16 protein-coding genes are annotated in these 16764 nt (G+C 65.0%); 6 read left to right on the forward strand and 10 right to left on the reverse strand.

Features of this window, described 5'->3' with window-relative positions; all coding sequences use genetic code 11:
• From EV560_RS07955 to EV560_RS07965, 3 genes are read left to right on the forward strand one after another with little or no spacing between them, the layout of a single operon-like run.
• Positions 1-1083 (forward strand): ABC transporter ATP-binding protein, encoded by a 1083-nt coding sequence (locus EV560_RS07955; RefSeq protein ID WP_282568841.1) that lies wholly within the window; start codon positions 1-3, stop codon positions 1081-1083.
• A complete protein-coding gene (locus EV560_RS07960) occupies positions 1083-2075 on the forward strand; it encodes an ABC transporter ATP-binding protein (protein WP_131855197.1) in 993 nt (330 codons plus the stop codon). Before EV560_RS07955 ends, EV560_RS07960 begins: the two co-directional genes overlap by 1 nt.
• A 46-nt stretch (positions 2076-2121) precedes the next feature.
• The gene (locus tag EV560_RS07965) at positions 2122-3726 is read left to right on the forward strand and encodes an ABC transporter substrate-binding protein (RefSeq protein ID WP_131855198.1); all 1605 of its coding nucleotides are present in this window, start codon (positions 2122-2124) and stop codon (positions 3724-3726) included.
• A gap of 196 nt (positions 3727-3922) precedes the next feature.
• Here the strand turns inward: EV560_RS07965 and EV560_RS07970 are convergent, their stop codons facing one another.
• The 9 genes from EV560_RS07970 to EV560_RS08010 all read right to left on the reverse strand — a co-directional run bounded on the left by EV560_RS07970 (position 3923) and on the right by EV560_RS08010 (position 12701).
• Positions 3923-4900: a type II secretion system F family protein gene (locus tag EV560_RS07970; RefSeq protein ID WP_131855199.1), complete on the reverse strand. Its 978-nt coding sequence runs from the start codon at positions 4898-4900 to the stop codon at positions 3923-3925.
• A gap of 10 nt (positions 4901-4910) precedes the next feature.
• Positions 4911-5888 carry a type II secretion system F family protein gene (locus EV560_RS07975; protein WP_131855200.1) on the reverse strand — a complete coding sequence of 326 codons (978 nt, stop codon included), beginning with the start codon at positions 5886-5888 and terminating at the stop codon, positions 4911-4913.
• Between the two features lie 24 nt (positions 5889-5912).
• Positions 5913-7358 carry a CpaF family protein gene (locus EV560_RS07980; protein WP_131855201.1) on the reverse strand — a complete coding sequence of 482 codons (1446 nt, stop codon included), beginning with the start codon at positions 7356-7358 and terminating at the stop codon, positions 5913-5915.
• A gap of 73 nt (positions 7359-7431) precedes the next feature.
• Positions 7432-8697: a CpaE/TadZ family protein gene (locus tag EV560_RS07985; RefSeq protein ID WP_131855202.1), complete on the reverse strand. Its 1266-nt coding sequence runs from the start codon at positions 8695-8697 to the stop codon at positions 7432-7434.
• Positions 8697-9428, reverse strand: a complete 732-nt coding sequence (locus EV560_RS07990; RefSeq protein ID WP_131855203.1) for a CpaD family pilus assembly protein — start codon at positions 9426-9428, stop codon at positions 8697-8699. Before EV560_RS07990 ends, EV560_RS07985 begins: the two co-directional genes overlap by 1 nt.
• 32 nt (positions 9429-9460) lie before the next feature.
• Complete coding sequence (locus EV560_RS07995; protein ID WP_131855204.1) at positions 9461-10909, reverse strand: type II and III secretion system protein family protein; 1449 nt, start codon at positions 10907-10909, stop codon at positions 9461-9463.
• Positions 10906-11685 (reverse strand): Flp pilus assembly protein CpaB, encoded by a 780-nt coding sequence (gene cpaB / locus EV560_RS08000; RefSeq protein ID WP_131855205.1) that lies wholly within the window; start codon positions 11683-11685, stop codon positions 10906-10908. Before cpaB ends, EV560_RS07995 begins: the two co-directional genes overlap by 4 nt.
• A gap of 117 nt (positions 11686-11802) precedes the next feature.
• Positions 11803-12315 carry an A24 family peptidase gene (locus EV560_RS08005; protein WP_131855206.1) on the reverse strand — a complete coding sequence of 171 codons (513 nt, stop codon included), beginning with the start codon at positions 12313-12315 and terminating at the stop codon, positions 11803-11805.
• 215 nt (positions 12316-12530) lie between these two features.
• A complete protein-coding gene (locus EV560_RS08010; protein ID WP_131855207.1) occupies positions 12531-12701 on the reverse strand; it encodes a Flp family type IVb pilin in 171 nt (56 codons plus the stop codon).
• A gap of 410 nt (positions 12702-13111) precedes the next feature.
• Between EV560_RS08010 and EV560_RS08015 the strand changes: the two genes are divergently transcribed.
• The 3 genes from EV560_RS08015 to EV560_RS08025 all read left to right on the forward strand — a co-directional run bounded on the left by EV560_RS08015 (position 13112) and on the right by EV560_RS08025 (position 15043).
• Positions 13112-13615: a pilus assembly protein N-terminal domain-containing protein gene (locus tag EV560_RS08015; RefSeq protein WP_131855208.1), complete on the forward strand. Its 504-nt coding sequence runs from the start codon at positions 13112-13114 to the stop codon at positions 13613-13615.
• Between the two features lie 178 nt (positions 13616-13793).
• Positions 13794-14408 carry a TadE/TadG family type IV pilus assembly protein gene (locus EV560_RS08020; RefSeq protein WP_131855209.1) on the forward strand — a complete coding sequence of 205 codons (615 nt, stop codon included), beginning with the start codon at positions 13794-13796 and terminating at the stop codon, positions 14406-14408.
• 95 nt (positions 14409-14503) lie between these two features.
• Entirely contained in the window at positions 14504-15043 is a 540-nt protein-coding gene (locus EV560_RS08025; protein WP_165923376.1) for a TadE/TadG family type IV pilus assembly protein, read from the forward strand.
• Positions 15044-15251: 208 nt separating this feature from the next.
• Here the strand turns inward: EV560_RS08025 and EV560_RS08030 are convergent, their stop codons facing one another.
• Positions 15252-16751: a phosphomannomutase/phosphoglucomutase gene (locus EV560_RS08030; protein WP_131855211.1), complete on the reverse strand. Its 1500-nt coding sequence runs from the start codon at positions 16749-16751 to the stop codon at positions 15252-15254.
• Positions 16752-16764: the final 13 nt, after the last annotated feature.

Raw genomic sequence — 16764 nt, forward strand, 5'->3', positions numbered from 1 at the left:
ATGTCAGCGCCTGCGTCCTACAAGGTCTACATGCCGCCGGTCCCCGAGGAGATCCGCGGCGGCAAGGCCCAGCCGCTCCTCATCGTCGACAAGCTCAAGAAGCATTTTCCGGTCCGTGGCGGCGTGCTCAATCGCGTCACCGCCGTGGTCAAGGCGGTCGACGACGTCACCTTCGAGGTCCAGAAGGGCGAGGTGCTCGGCATCGTCGGCGAATCCGGCTGCGGCAAGTCCACGACCGCCCGTCTCGTCATGCAGCTGATCAAGCCGGATTCCGGCACGCTGGTCTATGACGGCGATCCTGTCGGCGCGTTCCGCGGCATCTCGGTCTCGCAGCTGCGCCGCAAGGTCCAGATGGTCTTCCAGGAGAGCTTCGCTTCCCTCAATCCGCGCCTGTCGATCTCGGACTCAATCTCCTACGCGCCGAAGATGCACGGCACGGCGCGCGCCGAGGCGGAGGAGCGCACCGAGCGGCTGCTGCGCGATGTCGGCCTCAACCCGGCTCAGTTCGCCAGGCGCTACCCGCATGAGCTCTCTGGCGGCCAGCGCCAGCGCGTCAACATTGCCCGCGCGCTCGCGCTCGAGCCCAAGCTGCTGATCCTCGACGAGTCGGTCTCCGCGCTCGACAAGTCGGTCGAGGCGCAGGTGCTGAACCTGCTGGTCGAGCTCAAGGAAAAGCGCGACCTCACCTATATGTTCATCAGCCACGACCTCAACGTGGTCGAGTTCATCTCCGATCGCGTGCTGGTCATGTATCTCGGCAAGGTGGTCGAGACCGGGCCGGTCGACGAGATCTACCGCAACCCGCGCCACCCCTACACCAAGGCGCTGCTGCGCTCGAAGCCGAGCTTCGACCCCGCCCATCGCACCACCGAGATGCCGCTGACCGGCGATCCGCCGAGTCCGCTCAACCCGCCCTCGGGCTGCCGCTTCCGCACGCGCTGCGCCTTCGCCGAAAGCATCTGCGCCGCCACGGCGCCTGAGCTCGACGCGACCCCGGATTCCCCGCCCCAGCACGCGGTCGCCTGCCACATGTTCGTCGCCGGCTCCGGCCATAGCCGCGCCATCTCGGGAGGGCTCGTCTGATGGCTGAAGCCGCACCCAAACCGATCGTCGACGTCCGCGACCTCAAAGTCGAGTTCCGGCGTCGCGAGCAGTCCGTCGCCGCCGTCAACGGCGTCACTTTCTCGCTGATGCCCGGCGAGGTTCTGACCATCCTCGGCGAGTCCGGCTCCGGCAAGAGCGTGACGCTGAAGGCGCTGATGGGGCTCGTGCCGGACTATGCCCATGTCACCGGCCAGGCCCTGGTCGACGGCAAGGACGTGGTCGGCATGTCCAGGGACGAGTTGCGCCAGATCCGCGGCCCGGTGGTCTCGATGATCTTCCAGGAGCCGATGACGGCGCTCGACCCGGTCTTCACCATCGGCGACCAGATCGCCGAGATCATCAAGACACATGAGGGGCTCAGCCATCGCGCCGCGATGAAACGGGCGCTCGAGCTGCTCGAGATGGTCTCGATCCCGTCGGCCGCGCGAAGGCTGAAGAACTATCCGCACGAGATGTCCGGCGGCATGCGCCAGCGCGCGATGATCGCGATGGCGCTCGCCTGCCGGCCGAGCGTGCTGCTCGCCGACGAGCCGACGACGGCGCTCGACGTCACCGTGCAGATCCAGATCCTGCTGCTGCTGCGCCAGATCCAGAAAGAGATGGGCATGGCGGTGGTCTTCGTCACCCACGATGTCGGCGTCGCCGCCGAGATCTCCGATCAGGTCGCGGTCATGTATGCGGGCCGCCTCGTCGAGACCGGCACGGTCTACGAGGTGCTGAGCGAGCGCTCGCATCCCTATACCGAGGGCCTGCTCTCCTCGACGGTTCATGGCGGCATGAAAGGCCAGCCGCTCGACATGATCCGCGGGCAGCCGCCGAACCTCGCCGCGCTGCCGCCCGGCTGCTCCTTCGCCCCGCGCTGCAGCCAGGCGGTCGAGAGCTGCCACCGCGTCGAGGCGCCCGCCGTCACGCTCGGCCCTGGCCGCCTCGTGCGCTGCATCCGCGCGCAACCGCTGCTCGCCGCCGAATAAGCCGTTTCCGTTCCGTCCGTTCGTTCAGCACAGGAGTCCAGAAGCCATGTCCCGTCTCGCGAAACTCGCCACCTTCGCCGCGCTCGCGGCGGCGGGGCTAGGCCTCGGACTGTCAGGCGCGAGCGCCCAGACCCTGCGCATCGCCATGACCGCTTCGGATATCCCGACGGTCGGCGGCATTCCGGACAATGGCAGCGAGGGCTACCGTTTCACCGGCTTCCCGGTCTACGACGCCCTGGTCAACTGGGATTTCGGCAAGACCGACCAGCCGGCCGATCTGACGCCCGGTCTCGCCACCGAGTGGAAGGCCGATCCGGAAGACCCGCGCAAATGGGTGTTCAAGCTGCGCAAGGGCGTGAAGTTCCATGACGGGACGGACTTCACCGCCGATGCGGCAATCTGGAATTTCGACCGAATCTTCAACGACAAGGCCGCGAACTACGACAGCGCCCAGGCGGCGATCGTGCGCGTCTCGCTGCCTATGCTGGAGAAATACGAGAAGCTCGACGACGACACGATCGTGCTCTGGACCAAGAAGCCATTCAGCCCCTTTCCCTACCTGATCACCCGCGTGCTCTTCGTCAGCCCGGCGCAATTCGCCAAGGTCGGGAGCAAATGGGTCGATTTCGGCAAGCAGCCCGCCGGGACCGGCCCGTTCAAGGTCACCAAGGTCACGCAGCGCGTCTCGATCGAGCTCGCCCGCAACGAGGATTACTGGGACAAGGCGCGCGTGCCCAAGCTGGAGAAGCTCGTGCTCGTGCCGATGCCGGAGGCGACGACCCGCCTCGCCGCGCTGCGCTCCGGCCAGGTCGACTGGATCGAGGTGCCGCCGCCGGACGCCATCCCCTCGCTGAAATCGGCCGGCTTCCAGATCAGCCTGAAGCCCTATCCGCATCTCTGGCCCTGGGTGCTCAGCGTCGCCGACAACTCGCCCTTCAAGGACAAGCGCGTCCGCCAGGCACTGAACTACGCGATCGACCGCGACGGGCTCGTCGCCCTGCTCAACGGCACGGCCAAGCCCGCGACCGGCTTCTATGATCCGAGCTATCCCGCCTATGGCAAGCCGAAGACCCCCTATGGCTACGATCCCGCCAAGGCGAAGGCGCTGCTCAAGGAAGCCGGCTTCGGTCCGGACAAGCCGGTCAAGGCCAAGATCATGATCTCGACCTCCGGCTCCGGCCAGATGATGCCGATCCCGATGAACGAGTTCCTGCAGCAGAACCTCAAGGAGGTCGGCTTCGACATCGAGTACAACGTGGTCGACTGGGGCACGATGCTCGTCGCCTTCCGCAACCCGCCGACCGCGGCGATGTCGCAGGGCAGCCACGCGGTCAATATCAGCCTGCCCTTCAGCGACCCGACCAATATCTACCGCTTCTTCCATTCCGGCTCGATGCCGCCGAACGGTTCGAACTGGGGTGTCACCAACGACCCGATCGTCGACAAGGCGCTGGACGAGGCCTTCAACACCTTCGATCCCGCCAAGCGCGACGAATTGCTCGGCCAGGCCAATGCTCAGATCGTCGACGAGGCCTATTGGCTCTTCATCGTCCACGACCTCAACCCGCGCGCCATGACCGCCAAGGTGAAGGGCTTCGTGCCGGCCCAGAGCTGGTTCCAGGACCTGACCCAGGTCACGGTGACGAAGTAGCTCTCCCTGGCCCGCGGACGCGCCGGCTCCGCATCTGGAGCGCTGCCTTCGGCGTGGCGCCCCTAAGGCAGCGCCCGCCATCGAGCGCCACGGGCGTGCAGATCAAGGTAACCTCGCTATCGCGCAAGGCGGGCATTTCCAACATCAGCGGTGAGTCGGCTTTGGCCCATTCTCGACCCGGTGGGCCCGGCCAAGCCTATTTCCAACCGAAGACCTGGATGAAGGCCGGGGTCATGATGACCACGAACAGCACGGGCAGGAAGAACAGGATCATCGGCACTGTCAGCTTCGGCGGCAGTGCGGCGGCCTTCTTCTCGGCCGCATTCATGCGCTGATCGCGGCTTTCCTGGGCAAGCGTCCTCAGCGCCGTGCCGAGCGGAGTGCCGTAGCGCTCGGCCTGGACCAGCGCGGTCGTGACCGATTTGACGCTTTCGAGCCCGGTCCGCAGCGCGAGGTTCTCATAGGCCTGACGGCGCTCGCTCAGATAGGACAGCTCTGCCGTGCAGAGCGCAAACTCCTCGGCCAGCGGCACCGACTGGCTACCGATCTCGCTCGCCACCTTGCGGAAGGCGTGCTCGACCGACATGCCGGACTCGACGCAGATCAGCAGCAGGTCGAGCGCGTCGGGAAAGGCCTGCTGCATCGAGGCCTGGCGTTTCGAGATCTGGTTCGAAAGGAAGATTTCAGGCGCCTTGATGCCGAGATAGGCCGCGCCGATGGCGATGCCGATGCGGATCATCGGCGGCTGACCGAAATCCTTGATGAAGAAGACGTAGAACAGCGCGAAGAGGAACAGACCGGCCGGGGTGACCAGCCGGAAGAACAGGAAGCCGATCTCGGCCTGCTGCCCGCGATAGCCGGCCATGGCGAGCTGCTTCTTTGCGGTTTCGGTGCCGAGCCAGTCACCCAGCTTGAACTGATCGACGACGCGGCGCATGAACTCCTTCGGCTCCTGGCGCAGCGAAACCTTGTCCTTCTGCCGATTGAGCCGGTCACGCTCACGTGCCCGGATCTTCTCGCGCTCGGTCGCGACATTCTTCATGCGCTTGCCGAGCGTATTGCCCTCGACCAACGGGATCGCCAGCGTCAGCACGGTCGCCGCGGCGGCGACGGCGACGAGCAGCGTCAGGAGGAATTGGCTGTCGGCGAGCTTGTCGGCGATGAGGGCAATCATGTGCGCCGCCTCAGATGTTGAAGTTGATCATCTTGCGCATGATCATGATGCCAACCAGCATCCAGACGCCGCAAGCGACGAGGGCGACCTTGCCGGTCTGGGTGATCCAAAGCAGCTCGATGTATTTTGGACTGGTGAGATAAACCAGGATCGCGACGGTCGGCGGCAGGGCGCCGATGATCGCGGCCGACGCTTTCGCCTCCATCGATACTGCCTGGATCTTGTCGCGCATCTTGCGGCGCTCGCGCAGCACGCGCGACAAATTGCCAAGCGTCTCGGAGAGGTTGCCGCCGGTCTTCTGCTGAATGGCGAGCACGATGCCGAAGAAATTGGCCTCCGCGCAGGGCATGCGCTCGAACAGCTTGGCCGACGCATCGGTCAGGGGCAGGCCGAGCGTCTGGCTTTCGATGATCAGCCGGAATTCACCCCCGACCGGCTCGGCAGCCTCGCTCGCGACGATGCGCAAGCAATCGTTGAGCGGCAATCCGGACTTGATGCCGCGTACGATCACGTCGATCGCATTGGGGAATTCGATCGCGAACTTCTTGAGCCGCTTCGTCCTGGCCCGGGACAGGAACCACGACGGCAAGCCGAAGCCGCCAATGAACAGCCCGACTGCGAAGAAGATGAGGTTGGCGGTCAGGATCAGCAGCAGGATACCTGTGATCACCGCGCTGATCGCGCTGACGATATAGTAGCGGCGCCGGTTCCAGCTTAGACCGGCTTGCAGCAGGCGCGTCTCGAGCGAGACCTTGCTGCGGGCGTTTTCCCGGTTCTCGATCTCCTTCAGGCTCTGCGCGATCTGGCCACGCTTCTGCTTGGCCTGGGCTTCGCGATCGACCATGCGCGCCGCCACCGGAGCGGCGAATTCCTTGCGACGCTTCTCGGCCCGCGCCTGGCCGCTCAGCAGCGGATAGAACAGCGCATAGACCACGCCGCCCACCGCGAGGGTCGCAAGCACGATGACGGCGATGAGGCTCAGATCCATGCTATCGGCTCCGCTCGGCTTGCGTCACGCCGCATCGGCGTCGTCCATGGCGGCAAGCTGGTCGATGGCCGTCGCCAGCCTCTGCTCCTCGCCGAAATAGCGCGCCCGATCCCAGAAGCGCGGGCGGCCGATCCCGGTCGAGCGGTGCCGGCCGATCAGTTTGCCGGCTGCGTCCTCGCCCAGCACCTCATAGGTCATCAGGTCCTGCGTGATGATGACGTCGCCCTCCATGCCCATCACCTCGGTGATCTGGGTGATGCGACGCGAGCCGTCACGCAGGCGCTGCGCCTGGATGATGACGTCGATCGACGAGCAGATCATCTCGCGCAGGGTCTTCGAGGGCAGCGTGAAGCCGCCCATGGTGATCATCGATTCGATACGGCTGAGGCACTCGCGCGGCGTATTGGCGTGGAGCGTGCCCATCGAGCCGTCATGGCCCGTATTCATCGCCTGCAGCAGATCGAATGCCTCCGGGCCGCGAACCTCGCCGACGATGATCCGCTCGGGCCGCATACGCAGGCAGTTCTTGACGAGGTCACGCATCGTGACCGAGCCGGTGCCCTCGAGATTGGGGGGACGCGTTTCGAGACGTACGACATGCGGCTGCTGCAGCTGCAATTCGGCGGCGTCCTCGCAGGTGATGACGCGCTCGTCATGCTCGATGAAGTTGGTCAGGCAATTGAGCAGCGTCGTCTTGCCCGAACCGGTGCCGCCCGAGATCACGAGATTGCAGCGAACCTTGCCGATGATCTTCAAAAGCTCGGCGCCGGGCGGCGAGATCGCGCCGAAGCGGACGAGCTGGTCGAGCGTCAGCTTGTCCTTCTTGAATTTTCGGATGGTGAGCGCCGGGCCGTCGATCGCCAGCGGCGGCGCGATGACGTTGACGCGCGAGCCGTCGGCGAGGCGCGCGTCGCAGATCGGCGAGGATTCGTCGACGCGCCGGCCGACCTGGCTGACGATGCGCTGGCAGATATTCATCAGCTGGGCGTTGTCGCGGAAGCGGATATTGGTCAGCTGGATCTTGCCGCCGACCTCGATGAAGGTCCGGCCTGCACCGTTGACCATGATGTCGGCGATGTCGTCACGCGCCAGCAAGGGCTCGAGCGGTCCATAGCCGAGAACGTCGTTACAGATGTCGTCGAGCAGTTCCTCCTGCTCGGCGATCGAAAGCACGACATTCTTGAGCGAGATGATCTCGTTGATGATGTCGCGAATTTCTTCCCGCGCCGATTCACCGTCGAGCTTGGCAAGCTGGGATAGATCGATGGCCTCGATGAGAGCGCCAAAGATCATGCTCTTCATCTGGTAGTATTCGTCGGATCTCGGTGTCTCCACCGGGGCGATCGCCATCGGCTGAGCCGGACGCCGCGCCTCGGACGCAGGCTGGCGCGGCTCAGGCGGCCGCGCGGCGGCAGCCTTGGGATTCAGAGCCGGCGCTGGCGATGCGCTCGTAGACCGCTTTCCGAACATCTCATTCCCTCTCACGCCAAGCGACCGGCAGGCAGGCAGGCCAGCCGGTCATCTGACACGCGCACGGCGTCGCCTAGGCCTTGCGGCGTTTCAGCTTCGCGACCAGCGGCTCGAACAGGCTGCGCTTGCTGCGCTTGGCCTCGCCGCGGCCGGTGACCGCGCTCGCAATCTGGACGAAGGCCTCGTTGATCTTTCCGCCGGCCTGGAGCTCGGCGATCATCTGGCCATTATTGGCGGCGGTGCCGAAGATCTGCGCCTCGAACGGAATCGAGGTCAGCACCTCGACGCCGAGCGCCTTGGCGAATTCGCCCGCATCGATCTCTGGCCGCTTCGGCAGGCCGACCTGATTGAGCACCAGGCGCGGCATCGAATCGTTCGGCCGGCCCGCACGTGCCAGGTCGATCAGGTTCTTGGCGTTGCGCAGGGACGCCAGCTCGGGGCCGGCGACAATCAGGACCTCGTCTGCGCCGATCAGGCTGCGCTTGACCCAGGCGCTCCAGACATGCGGCACGTCGAGCACGACATAGGGGACGCTGGCGCGCAGCAGGTCGAAAACCTGGTCGAATGCGTCTTCGGCGAGATCGCAGGTGCGGTCCAGCATCGCGGGCGCCGCGAGCAGGGCGAGATTGTCGCTGCAGCGCGAGAGCAATCGGTCGAGCATGGCGGCGTCGAGCCGCTCCGGGGCGAAGACCGCCTCGGAAATGCCTTGCGGCGGATCCTGGTTGAAATCGAGTCCGGCCGTGCCGAAGGCGATGTCGAGATCGACGATCACGGTCGAGGCGTCGAGATTGCGGGCGATCGCCCAGGCGACGTTATGCGCCACGGTCGAGGCCCCGACGCCGCCCTTGGCCCCCATCACCGCGATGGTGCGGCCGAGATTGCGGGCTTCCGGCGCGATATAGAGCTCCGACAGCGACCGCAGGATATCGAGCGGCCCGAGCGGCGCGATCAGGTAGTCGCTGACGCCGCGGCGGATCAGGTCGCGATAGAGCAGGACGTCGTTGACATGGCCGATGATGACGACCTTGGTGCCGGCATCGCAGCTCTCGGCCAGTGCCTCGAGGCTGGCGATCAGGGCGGCCGGATCGGACACCGTCTCCAGAATGATGACATTCGGGGTGGGTGCCGAGCGGAACGCTTCGACCGCCGCAGCGGGCCCGCCCATCTGGATGCGGGCATGCGCCTTGTCCATGCGCCGGTCGGCCATGGCCGTCTGCATGGCGGCTGAAACCGCCGGAGTCTCGCAGAAGGCCTGCAGCGTGATGCGTGGCAGCGGCGCGATGATCTCCTCGCCGCCGACCGCTACGCCCTGGGACTCGGTGCTATCGGTCGGGTCCATTACTGACCCCCGACATTGGAGTTGATCTGCGGCGTTTCCTGCCGGTACTGAGTCGAGGGATCCTTGCCTTCGCGCAGCTTGTTGATCGCGTTCATGCGCTTGACGATGTCGGCGCGGCCCTCGCTGCGTCCGCGGACGAGGTCGATCGGATCGGCGACCTGCGCCGCCAGCAGCGCTTGGCTCGAGCAGCCGAAATTCCACAGCGATTCGTTGGAGGCGTCGTGTTTCCACTCGGAGACGCCCGCATCCTGTGGCCATTGCGCGCAACTATGGGGCACGACAGCCTGAAGCGAGGCGAAGGAGAGGCGGATCGGCGAGGCGAGATTCAGGTCCTGGACCGGATAGGTCTGCACCTGGAGCGCGCCCGGCGAAACGCCGCCGCGCGCCAGCGCCCTGCGAATGTCGTTCAGCGTGTCATGCGCGGCAATCTCGCGCTGGGTACCGGTCGGCACCTGGGCAACGAGGCCGCCGCGGCCGTTGCGGCGATATTCGCCGGCGAAGGCGGCGACATCCTCGGCCTGCCGGTAGTCGAGCCCGCCGCCCGCGCGCCCGATGAAGACATCGAGCGAGCGCGGAGCGTCGCGCAAGACGATCGGATGACGCTCGCGCACATCGCTCGGTGCGATCGAGCCGGTGATGTCGGTCTTGGTCGCGCAGGCGCCCAGCAGGAGCGTCAGAGCCAGCACGGCCGGGAGGCCGCTACGGAGCCTGTTCTTTGATCGAGCCATCATGGTCCCGCCATCCCTTCGCATGTCGAGTGCCATCAATCGGCGATGAAGCCGACGCGGCCCTTGTAGGCCTGCGGCAGCGGCCCGTTGGCGGTGCCGTAGATCTTGTTCAGCCGGCCGAGCAGAATGGCCTGGGCGTCATGGGCATCGACGAAGCCGTCATCCGGGCGCTGGACCTGGTTCGGCTCCATCGGCTTGGCGATGTAGGGCGTCGCCGTGATCATCAGCTCGGTTTCCTCGCGCTGATAGTCGCGCGAGCGGAACAGTGCGCCGATGATCGGGAGGTTCATCAGCCCCGGGAAGCCGTTGATCGACTGCTTGGTGACGCGCTGGATCAGGCCCGCCGTCGCCAGCGTGCCGCCGGATGGAAGCTCGACAGTGGTGTCGGACTTGCGGACGCGGAAGGCCGGCGCATTGACGATCTGCTGGTTGGTATTGCGGTTGTCGCTGAGGCGGAGCTGGTTTTCGAAGTCGAGCTCGGTGACCTCGGTCGCGATACGCATGCTGATCTTGTTGTCCGACAGCACGATCGGCGTGAAATTGAGCGCGACGCCGATCGGCTTGTACGTGATGCCGAGCGTGCAGTTTCCGGCGCCGTCGCAGGTATAGCCTTGCGGGACGGGCACCTCGCCGCCAGCGGTGAACTTGGCGCTCTCGCCGGAGATCGCCGTGACAGTCGGCTCGGCCAGGACGCGCGCGAGGCCGGCCCGTTCCAGCGCGCGCAAGGTGAAGTTGTTGGAATTGCCGATGCCGGCCGTGACCGCGGTGGCCGCGAGCGCCTGCGGCTGCAGCGGCAGGGGATTGTCGATGGTCGGCGTGATCGAGAAATTGCCGATCTTCCACTCGCCGGTCGAGTTGATGCCGAGCTGCTTGATCGCCTTGCGCGACACTTCGGAGACGACGACCTTGACCATGACCTGGTCGCGCCCCCGGATCGTGAGCGAGTTGATCACTGCGCCCTTGGACGAGGTGAACAATCCGCTGGACGTGCCGACGAACGCATTGGCGATGTCGACGGCCTGTGTCGCCTCCGAGGCGTTGGCGACATTGCCGACGAGCAGGATCGAGTTGCCTGCGGCCTTGACCTCGATCTGCGCGCTCGGCATGGCGGCGCGCAGGGTCTGGCGCAGCACGTTGAGATCGCGCCCGACCTCGATCTCGAGCGCGGAAATCTGGCGCCCCTCGGCGTCGATCACGAACATCGAGGTCTGACCGTCGGCGATGCCGATGATGAAGAGCTTGCGTGCCGACCGAACGACGGCATTCGCCACTTTCGGATTGGCGACGAAGACTTCCTTGGCGTCGCGCGGCAATTCGATAATCAGCGAGCGCCCGATCGAAAGATCGAGCTTGCGGGAGATAGCGTGCTCGCTCGTGCCGACATTGAGCACCGGGGCGGGGCCGGTCGACTGCGCCTGCGCCGGAGCGGCGAGCAGCAGCGCCAGCGCAGGCAGCGCGGCTGTGAGGATGCGTCCGACGATCATGGTTTCACGCTTCTGCTGGTGACGCCGTAGCGTACGAGGGTCAGGCCACCTTCCTCAGCCGGCCTGCTGGTGTCGCCGGCATCCTTCAGGCTGCGCAGGGCGAGGGAGAGCGTCCCGCTCCGTTGCGCCTGGGCGACGATCTCGACCTGACGCGGATCGAGCTCGAGCGTCGCCGTCTCGCCGACAACGACCTTTTCGCCATTGCGCTCCTGGACGTTCTGGCCGATCGCCAGGACGCGGACATTGGTCAGGATGGTCTCGCTGACATAGCTCTCGTTGGAGTTGTTGCCGCTGTCTTCCTTGAAGGTCCGGACGACGTCGACGCGGTCATTCGGCAGAATGAAGCCGCCGGCGGTATTGGCACCGCGGCTATCTGTCGAGATCGCAGTGGCCCGCTTTCCAGAGGGCAGGACCGCCGAAAGGAAGCCGGTACCGTCGGTCTTGATCAGCTTCTCGCGCCTGATCGGCTCTGCCCCCTGAAGGGCGACGCGGGCGAGCTGGCCGACCACCTCGGTCTCGGCCTCGGGTGCCTCATCCTTGCGGATCACGCCCGCCGGAACGCTGGCGGCAGGCCAATCGAGCCAGCGCAGGTCGCCGGCTGCAAGCGTGTTGCCGAGGGGAATGTCGGCAGCCGCCACCAGGACCGGGACGGTCGGCGCCGGCTGATATTCCGTGACTGTCGTGGGCGGAGCCTTGGACGGTCGCTGAATCAGCAGGGCCGCGCCGAGGCCGGCGACCAGCGCGACAACCAGAATGACGATGCGGGCGGGACTCATTGCTAACGATCCTCAGCCAGCACGCGCTGACCCTTGGGCAGGACCGTGCCTTCCGAATCGTCAACTTATGGTTAATCGGACGTATCTTTTTCGCGGCTTCGCGTGCGGCAGGCCGCCTCAAACGCCAATCGCTGCGCGCCAGATGCCGGTCTCCGGCAGGGTGAAGAGCGCCGACAAGGCCAGAGCGATGCCATAGGGCACGCCGTTATTGGCTGCATGCAGCCGCCGGGCCCAGGACCAGTTCGCGGCAACGGCCGGCAGCGGGGCCGAACGCAGCATGAGCATCAGCAGGGTCAGGACGCCGCCGAACACGGCCGCTAGCGTGAGATAAGGCATCAACTGGCCGAAGCCGAACCAGAGCGCGGTCACAGCCGCAAGTTTGGCGTCACCACCGCCGATCCAGCCGGCGGCGAACAGGCCGAAGCAAATGGCGAGCACCAGGCCGCCAGCGGCGAGATGGTTCCCGATCACACTCCAGGGCAGGCCGAGCAGCACCGCGCATACCGCAAAGGCTGCGACCAGCGCCAGGCAGAGCCGGTTGCTGATGGTCATCGTCACCAGGTCGCTCGCGGCCGCATAGGCCATGGCGGCGGGGAAGATGACGAGAAGCACGACCATTGCAGGCGTCATAGCCCGTCTCCGAACATTCTTCGCCTCAAGTCGGCGGACATTGGAGCATGATAGCGCCGAAGGCTGACCAAGCCGTTACGCGCATGCCAGAAAGCTGCAGTTTCCGCTCGCAGTTGGCGCGCTTTCGAGCCATTCCGCGCTCCAAACCAGAAAACGCCCCGAGACCAGCCCGGAGCGTTCAATGTCTGCGCGGCGTGTGCCGCAACTTGCGGCGACTAGGTGACCTTGAGGTTGTCGGCGATCTTCTGGAAGATCGCGGTCAGGTTGGTGCCGACAGTGGTCATGGCGGTGATGGCGACAACGGCGATCAGGGCAGCGATCAGGCCGTACTCGATGGCGGTCGCGCCGGACTCGTTCTTGACGAAGCGAGCGAAGAGATTGGACATGTGAGAACTCCTTACACCACGGTTTGACGGCTGCCTTCGCTCTAGCGGCTTCGGTCAGCGACAAGGAGGACACTACTCTCGCCCCCTTGCCGATCAGTTAAGCGGAATGAAGAATTCGATGGATTTTACGGAGTTCGTCTCGATGGTTAATCGCGGATTTATATAATCGTAGAGCGAGCCTCGAAGCTTTCCGCAATTTTTCTCCTCCCCCGCCCAATAATATACGTGCGACTACAAGCTTTCGACTTCGCCCTCCGATCATTGCAACAACGCTTCGGCGCAACACGATCGTAGGCGCCCCTTTCCCTTGAGGCATAAGGCGGCGCCGAGACATCTCTCCGGACCGATCTTAGGATTTCATTCATCATTTTCGGCTTCCCTCACACGGTCGGAAATCTTGAGGCGCTGTCATGTCGACTATCCTGCCCGGTGCCCCGCTGCGGGTCGTGGCCGTGACCCTGTCATGGCTCGCCTTCGCGGCCTGTGCGGCGACGGCGCAATCGAGCACCGATCAGCCGAAGCTCGACACGGTGCTGGTCACGGTCGACCAGGCCAAGGTCATCAGGTTGCCGGAAAAGGCCCAGACAGTGATCGTCGGCAATCCGAGCATCGCCGATGTCACGGTGCAGAAGAATGGCGTGATGGTCGTGACCGGCAAGAGCTTCGGCACCACCAACCTGATCGCCCTCGATAGCAGCGGCTCGCTTCTGGCGGAATCGCTCGTACGCGTACGCGCGGGCTCGGATTCGATCCTGACGGTGCAGCGCGGGCTGGATCGCGAAAGCTATTCCTGCACGCCGACCTGCCAGCCAACCGTCCAGCTCGGTGACGCGAATACCTATTTCGGCCAGGTCGGCGGCCAGACCTCGCGGCGCAATGCACTCGCCACCGGCGGCGGCGGCGAAGCGAAATAGCGCGCCGGCCGCGGCAGGGTGAACAAGCCGCTAACGCCGGCTTTTCCTCCGCGGCAGCGTCCCTAACGGATCGGAAATGCTTTCACGCTAGTTTGTGCTTGCCGCGGGACACCGTCCGCAGCGGCAGGACCGGCCGGCCTGCGAAGCGCATCGGCCCGTGAGCTCAGGCGTGCAGATCATGACGGTTCAAGCGAGTGAACGAAGCGAGGCAGCGGCAAGGCCTGGTCAGGGACGCTGGCATGTCCTAAGGCGCTTCAAGCGGAATCAGAATGGCGCAACGATCATCGAATTCGCGATGGTGGCAGGGCCGTTCCTGATGCTGATGATGGCGACGTTCGAGACGGCGCTGATGTTCTGGACCAACCAGGTCCTGGACGAAGCACTGACCCGGACCTCGCGGCGTCTGCTCACCGGCGAGGCGCTCGCCCGCTACGCCAACCCGGCGACGCAGGCCGCCGATTTCAAGCGCGACCTCTGCGCCAATGCCCCGGCACTGATCAATTGCGACCGGCTGTGGATCGATGTCCGTGCCTATACTTCCTTCAGCGATGCGCGGACCAAGACGGCAGCGAGCAGCCCGGTCAGCGGCGGCAATCTCAATGTCGGCGGTTTCGGCTACAGCCAGCCCCAGGCCGAGCAGATCGTCGTGGCGCGCGCGGTGATGGAATATCCGGTCCTGCTGACCGGCTGGAGCGGCTCGCTGGCCAATATCGGCAGCAACAAGCGGGCCATCGTGGCCTCGACCACGTTCCGCGCGGAGCCGTTCAATACTCCGGCAGCTCCGGCGACATAGTGGCGGGCTCGATCATGCGCTTCGTTCTTCCGCGTCATCGCAACGGTCCCGCCCTGCGCCACCTCGCCCGCCTACTTGCGCGAAGCGAGAAAGGCGTGGCCGCGATCGAATTCGCTTTCGTCATGCCGGTCATGCTGCTGGTCTATTTCGGTGTGGTCGAGATCGCGCAGGGCGTGATGATCGATCGCAAGGTCAGCCAGCTCAATCGTGCCCTCGCCGACCTGACCTCCCAAGCCAAGGGCTCGCTGCCGACAGCCGACCGCGACAATATCTTCGAGGCCGCCAAGTCGATCATGGCTCCCTATACGGGGAACCCGAAAATGATGATCGCGAGCATCGTCGTCGACAATTCGAGCATCGCCAAGGTCTGCTGGAGCGAAGCCAAGAATACCACGGCGCTTGCGCGGGGCACGACGGTGACATTGCCCGAAGGCCTGCGCATCGCCAACAGTTCGGTCATCATGTCCCAGGCGAGCTATAGTTTCATGCCAACCGTCGGCTATGTCCTGACCGGCGCGGTCGAGATCGGCGGCAGCAAGATTTTCATGCGCCCGCGCGTCGGCAAATCCGGAGGCTCTCCTTCGGTCGAGCAGATCGAGCGTGAAGGCGTCGCGATGTGCCCGGGCTTCAGCTAGAGCATCGTACGCGAACCGGTGTCCGCTCCGCTCGAAAATGCTCAAGAGCACGCGCCGATCTGATCGCCATGCGATCAGATCGGATCACGCGTTGTCGATCAATCGTTGAGAGGCGGATTCTCCGATCAGGCTGATTCAGCCTGATGGATCCGGCTCCAGCCGGCGCCGTGACCGGCCCGGCCAAAGCCGGGCCGGTGCGATCGTCGCCTCAGATCGTCTGATTATACGCTCCGACTTCCGGATTCTCGCGCAGCACGCCGTCGATCGCGGCGAACATCTCGCGCATGCGCGCTTCGGAGACCGGGCTCTCGCAGACCACGACCAGTTCCGGCTTGTTCGAGGAGGCGCGCACCAGGCCCCAGGTGCCGTCCTCATTGACGACGCGCACGCCATTGACGGTGATGACGTCACGGATGGACTGGCCGGCGATTTTCTCACCCTTGTCGCACATCGCCTCGATGCGCTTGGTGACGCGGTCGCTGACCTCGTACTTGATCTCGTCGGCGCATTTGGCGGCCATGGTCGGCGTGCCCCAGGTCTTGGGCACGGCCGCATAAAGCTCCGACATCGACTTGTCGGGGTTGCGGTCGAGCATGTCGATGACCGCGATCGCAGTGACGACGCCATCGTCATAGCCGCGGCCGACCGGGGCGTTGAAGAAGAAATGGCCGGATTTCTCGAAGCCGGCGAGCGCCTGCAGGTCGCGCACGCGGCGCTTGATGTAGGAATGGCCGGTCTTCCAGTAATCGGTCTTGACCTGAAGCTTCTGCAATTCCGGATCGGTGATGAACAGCCCGGTCGACTTGACGTCGACGACGAACTGGGCGCCTGGATGCAGCTTGCCGAGATCGCGCGCCAGCATGACGCCGATCTTGTCGGCAAAAATCTCCTCGCCATGGTTGTCGACCACGCCGCAGCGGTCGCCGTCGCCGTCGAAGCCGAGCGCGACGTCGGCGCCCTGCTCCTTCACGGCATCGGCCATGGCATGGAGCATCTTCATGTCTTCGGGGTTCGGGTTATAGCGCGGGAAGGTGTGGTCGAGCTCGGCATCCATCGGGATGACCTCGCAGCCGAGCATCTCCAGGATCTTCGGCGCGAAGGCGCCGGCCGTGCCGTTGCCGCAGGCGGCGATGACCTTGAGCTTGCGCTTGATCTTGGGGCGATTGGTCAGGTCGGCGATATAGCGCGCCGGGAAGTCGGGCACGAACTGGTAGGAGCCGCCGCCGACAAGGTCGAAATCGGCCGCCAGCACGATGTCGCGCAGCTGACCCATCTCGTCGGGTCCGAAGGTGACCGGGCGCTGGGCGCCCATCTTCACGCCCGTCCAGCCATTGTCGTTATGCGAGGCGGTGACCATGGCGACGCAGGGCACGTCGAGCTCGAACTGGGCGAAATAGGCCATGGGCGACATGGCGAGCCCGATATCATGGACCTTGCAGCCCGCCGCCATCAGGCCGGTGACCAGCGCCATCTTGATCGAGGCGGAATAGCCACGGAAGTCATGGCCGGTGACGATCTCGGGCTTGACGCCCATGCGGCGGATCAAGGTGCCAAGGCCCATGCCGACTGCCTGCACGCCCATCAGGTTCAGCTCTTTGCCGAAGAACCAGCGCGCATCGTATTCGCGGAAGCCGGTCGGCTTCACCATCGGCAACGATTCGTAGTCGAAGGTGTTCGGGAAGAGCTCGGGCAGGGGCTTTGGGAACATCAGACCATCCATC

Source organism: Allobosea sp. BK604 (assembly GCF_004341515.1).
Classification (GTDB): Bacteria; Pseudomonadota; Alphaproteobacteria; order Rhizobiales; family Beijerinckiaceae; genus Allobosea.

Excerpts from the sequence above, each read along its gene's own strand:
- EV560_RS07970 (WP_131855199.1), bottom strand. The coding sequence starts at position 4,900 with ATGATTGCCCTCATCGCCGACAAGCTCGCCGACAGCCAATTCCTCCTG.
- EV560_RS08020 (WP_131855209.1), top strand. The coding sequence starts at position 13,794 with ATGACGGTTCAAGCGAGTGAACGAAGCGAGGCAGCGGCAAGGCCTGGT.
- EV560_RS08010 (WP_131855207.1), bottom strand. The coding sequence starts at position 12,701 with ATGTCCAATCTCTTCGCTCGCTTCGTCAAGAACGAGTCCGGCGCGACC.
- EV560_RS07955 (WP_282568841.1), top strand. The coding sequence starts at position 1 with ATGTCAGCGCCTGCGTCCTACAAGGTCTACATGCCGCCGGTCCCCGAG.
- EV560_RS08005 (WP_131855206.1), bottom strand. The coding sequence starts at position 12,315 with ATGACGCCTGCAATGGTCGTGCTTCTCGTCATCTTCCCCGCCGCCATG.
- EV560_RS07975 (WP_131855200.1), bottom strand. The coding sequence starts at position 5,888 with ATGGATCTGAGCCTCATCGCCGTCATCGTGCTTGCGACCCTCGCGGTG.
- EV560_RS07990 (WP_131855203.1), bottom strand. The coding sequence starts at position 9,428 with ATGATGGCTCGATCAAAGAACAGGCTCCGTAGCGGCCTCCCGGCCGTG.
- EV560_RS07995 (WP_131855204.1), bottom strand. The coding sequence starts at position 10,909 with ATGATCGTCGGACGCATCCTCACAGCCGCGCTGCCTGCGCTGGCGCTG.
- EV560_RS07985 (WP_131855202.1), bottom strand. The coding sequence starts at position 8,697 with ATGGACCCGACCGATAGCACCGAGTCCCAGGGCGTAGCGGTCGGCGGC.
- EV560_RS08015 (WP_131855208.1), top strand. The coding sequence starts at position 13,112 with ATGTCGACTATCCTGCCCGGTGCCCCGCTGCGGGTCGTGGCCGTGACC.
- EV560_RS08030 (WP_131855211.1), bottom strand. The coding sequence starts at position 16,751 with ATGTTCCCAAAGCCCCTGCCCGAGCTCTTCCCGAACACCTTCGACTAC.
- EV560_RS07960 (WP_131855197.1), top strand. The coding sequence starts at position 1,083 with ATGGCTGAAGCCGCACCCAAACCGATCGTCGACGTCCGCGACCTCAAA.
- cpaB (WP_131855205.1), bottom strand. The coding sequence starts at position 11,685 with ATGAGTCCCGCCCGCATCGTCATTCTGGTTGTCGCGCTGGTCGCCGGC.
- EV560_RS07965 (WP_131855198.1), top strand. The coding sequence starts at position 2,122 with ATGTCCCGTCTCGCGAAACTCGCCACCTTCGCCGCGCTCGCGGCGGCG.
- EV560_RS07980 (WP_131855201.1), bottom strand. The coding sequence starts at position 7,358 with ATGTTCGGAAAGCGGTCTACGAGCGCATCGCCAGCGCCGGCTCTGAAT.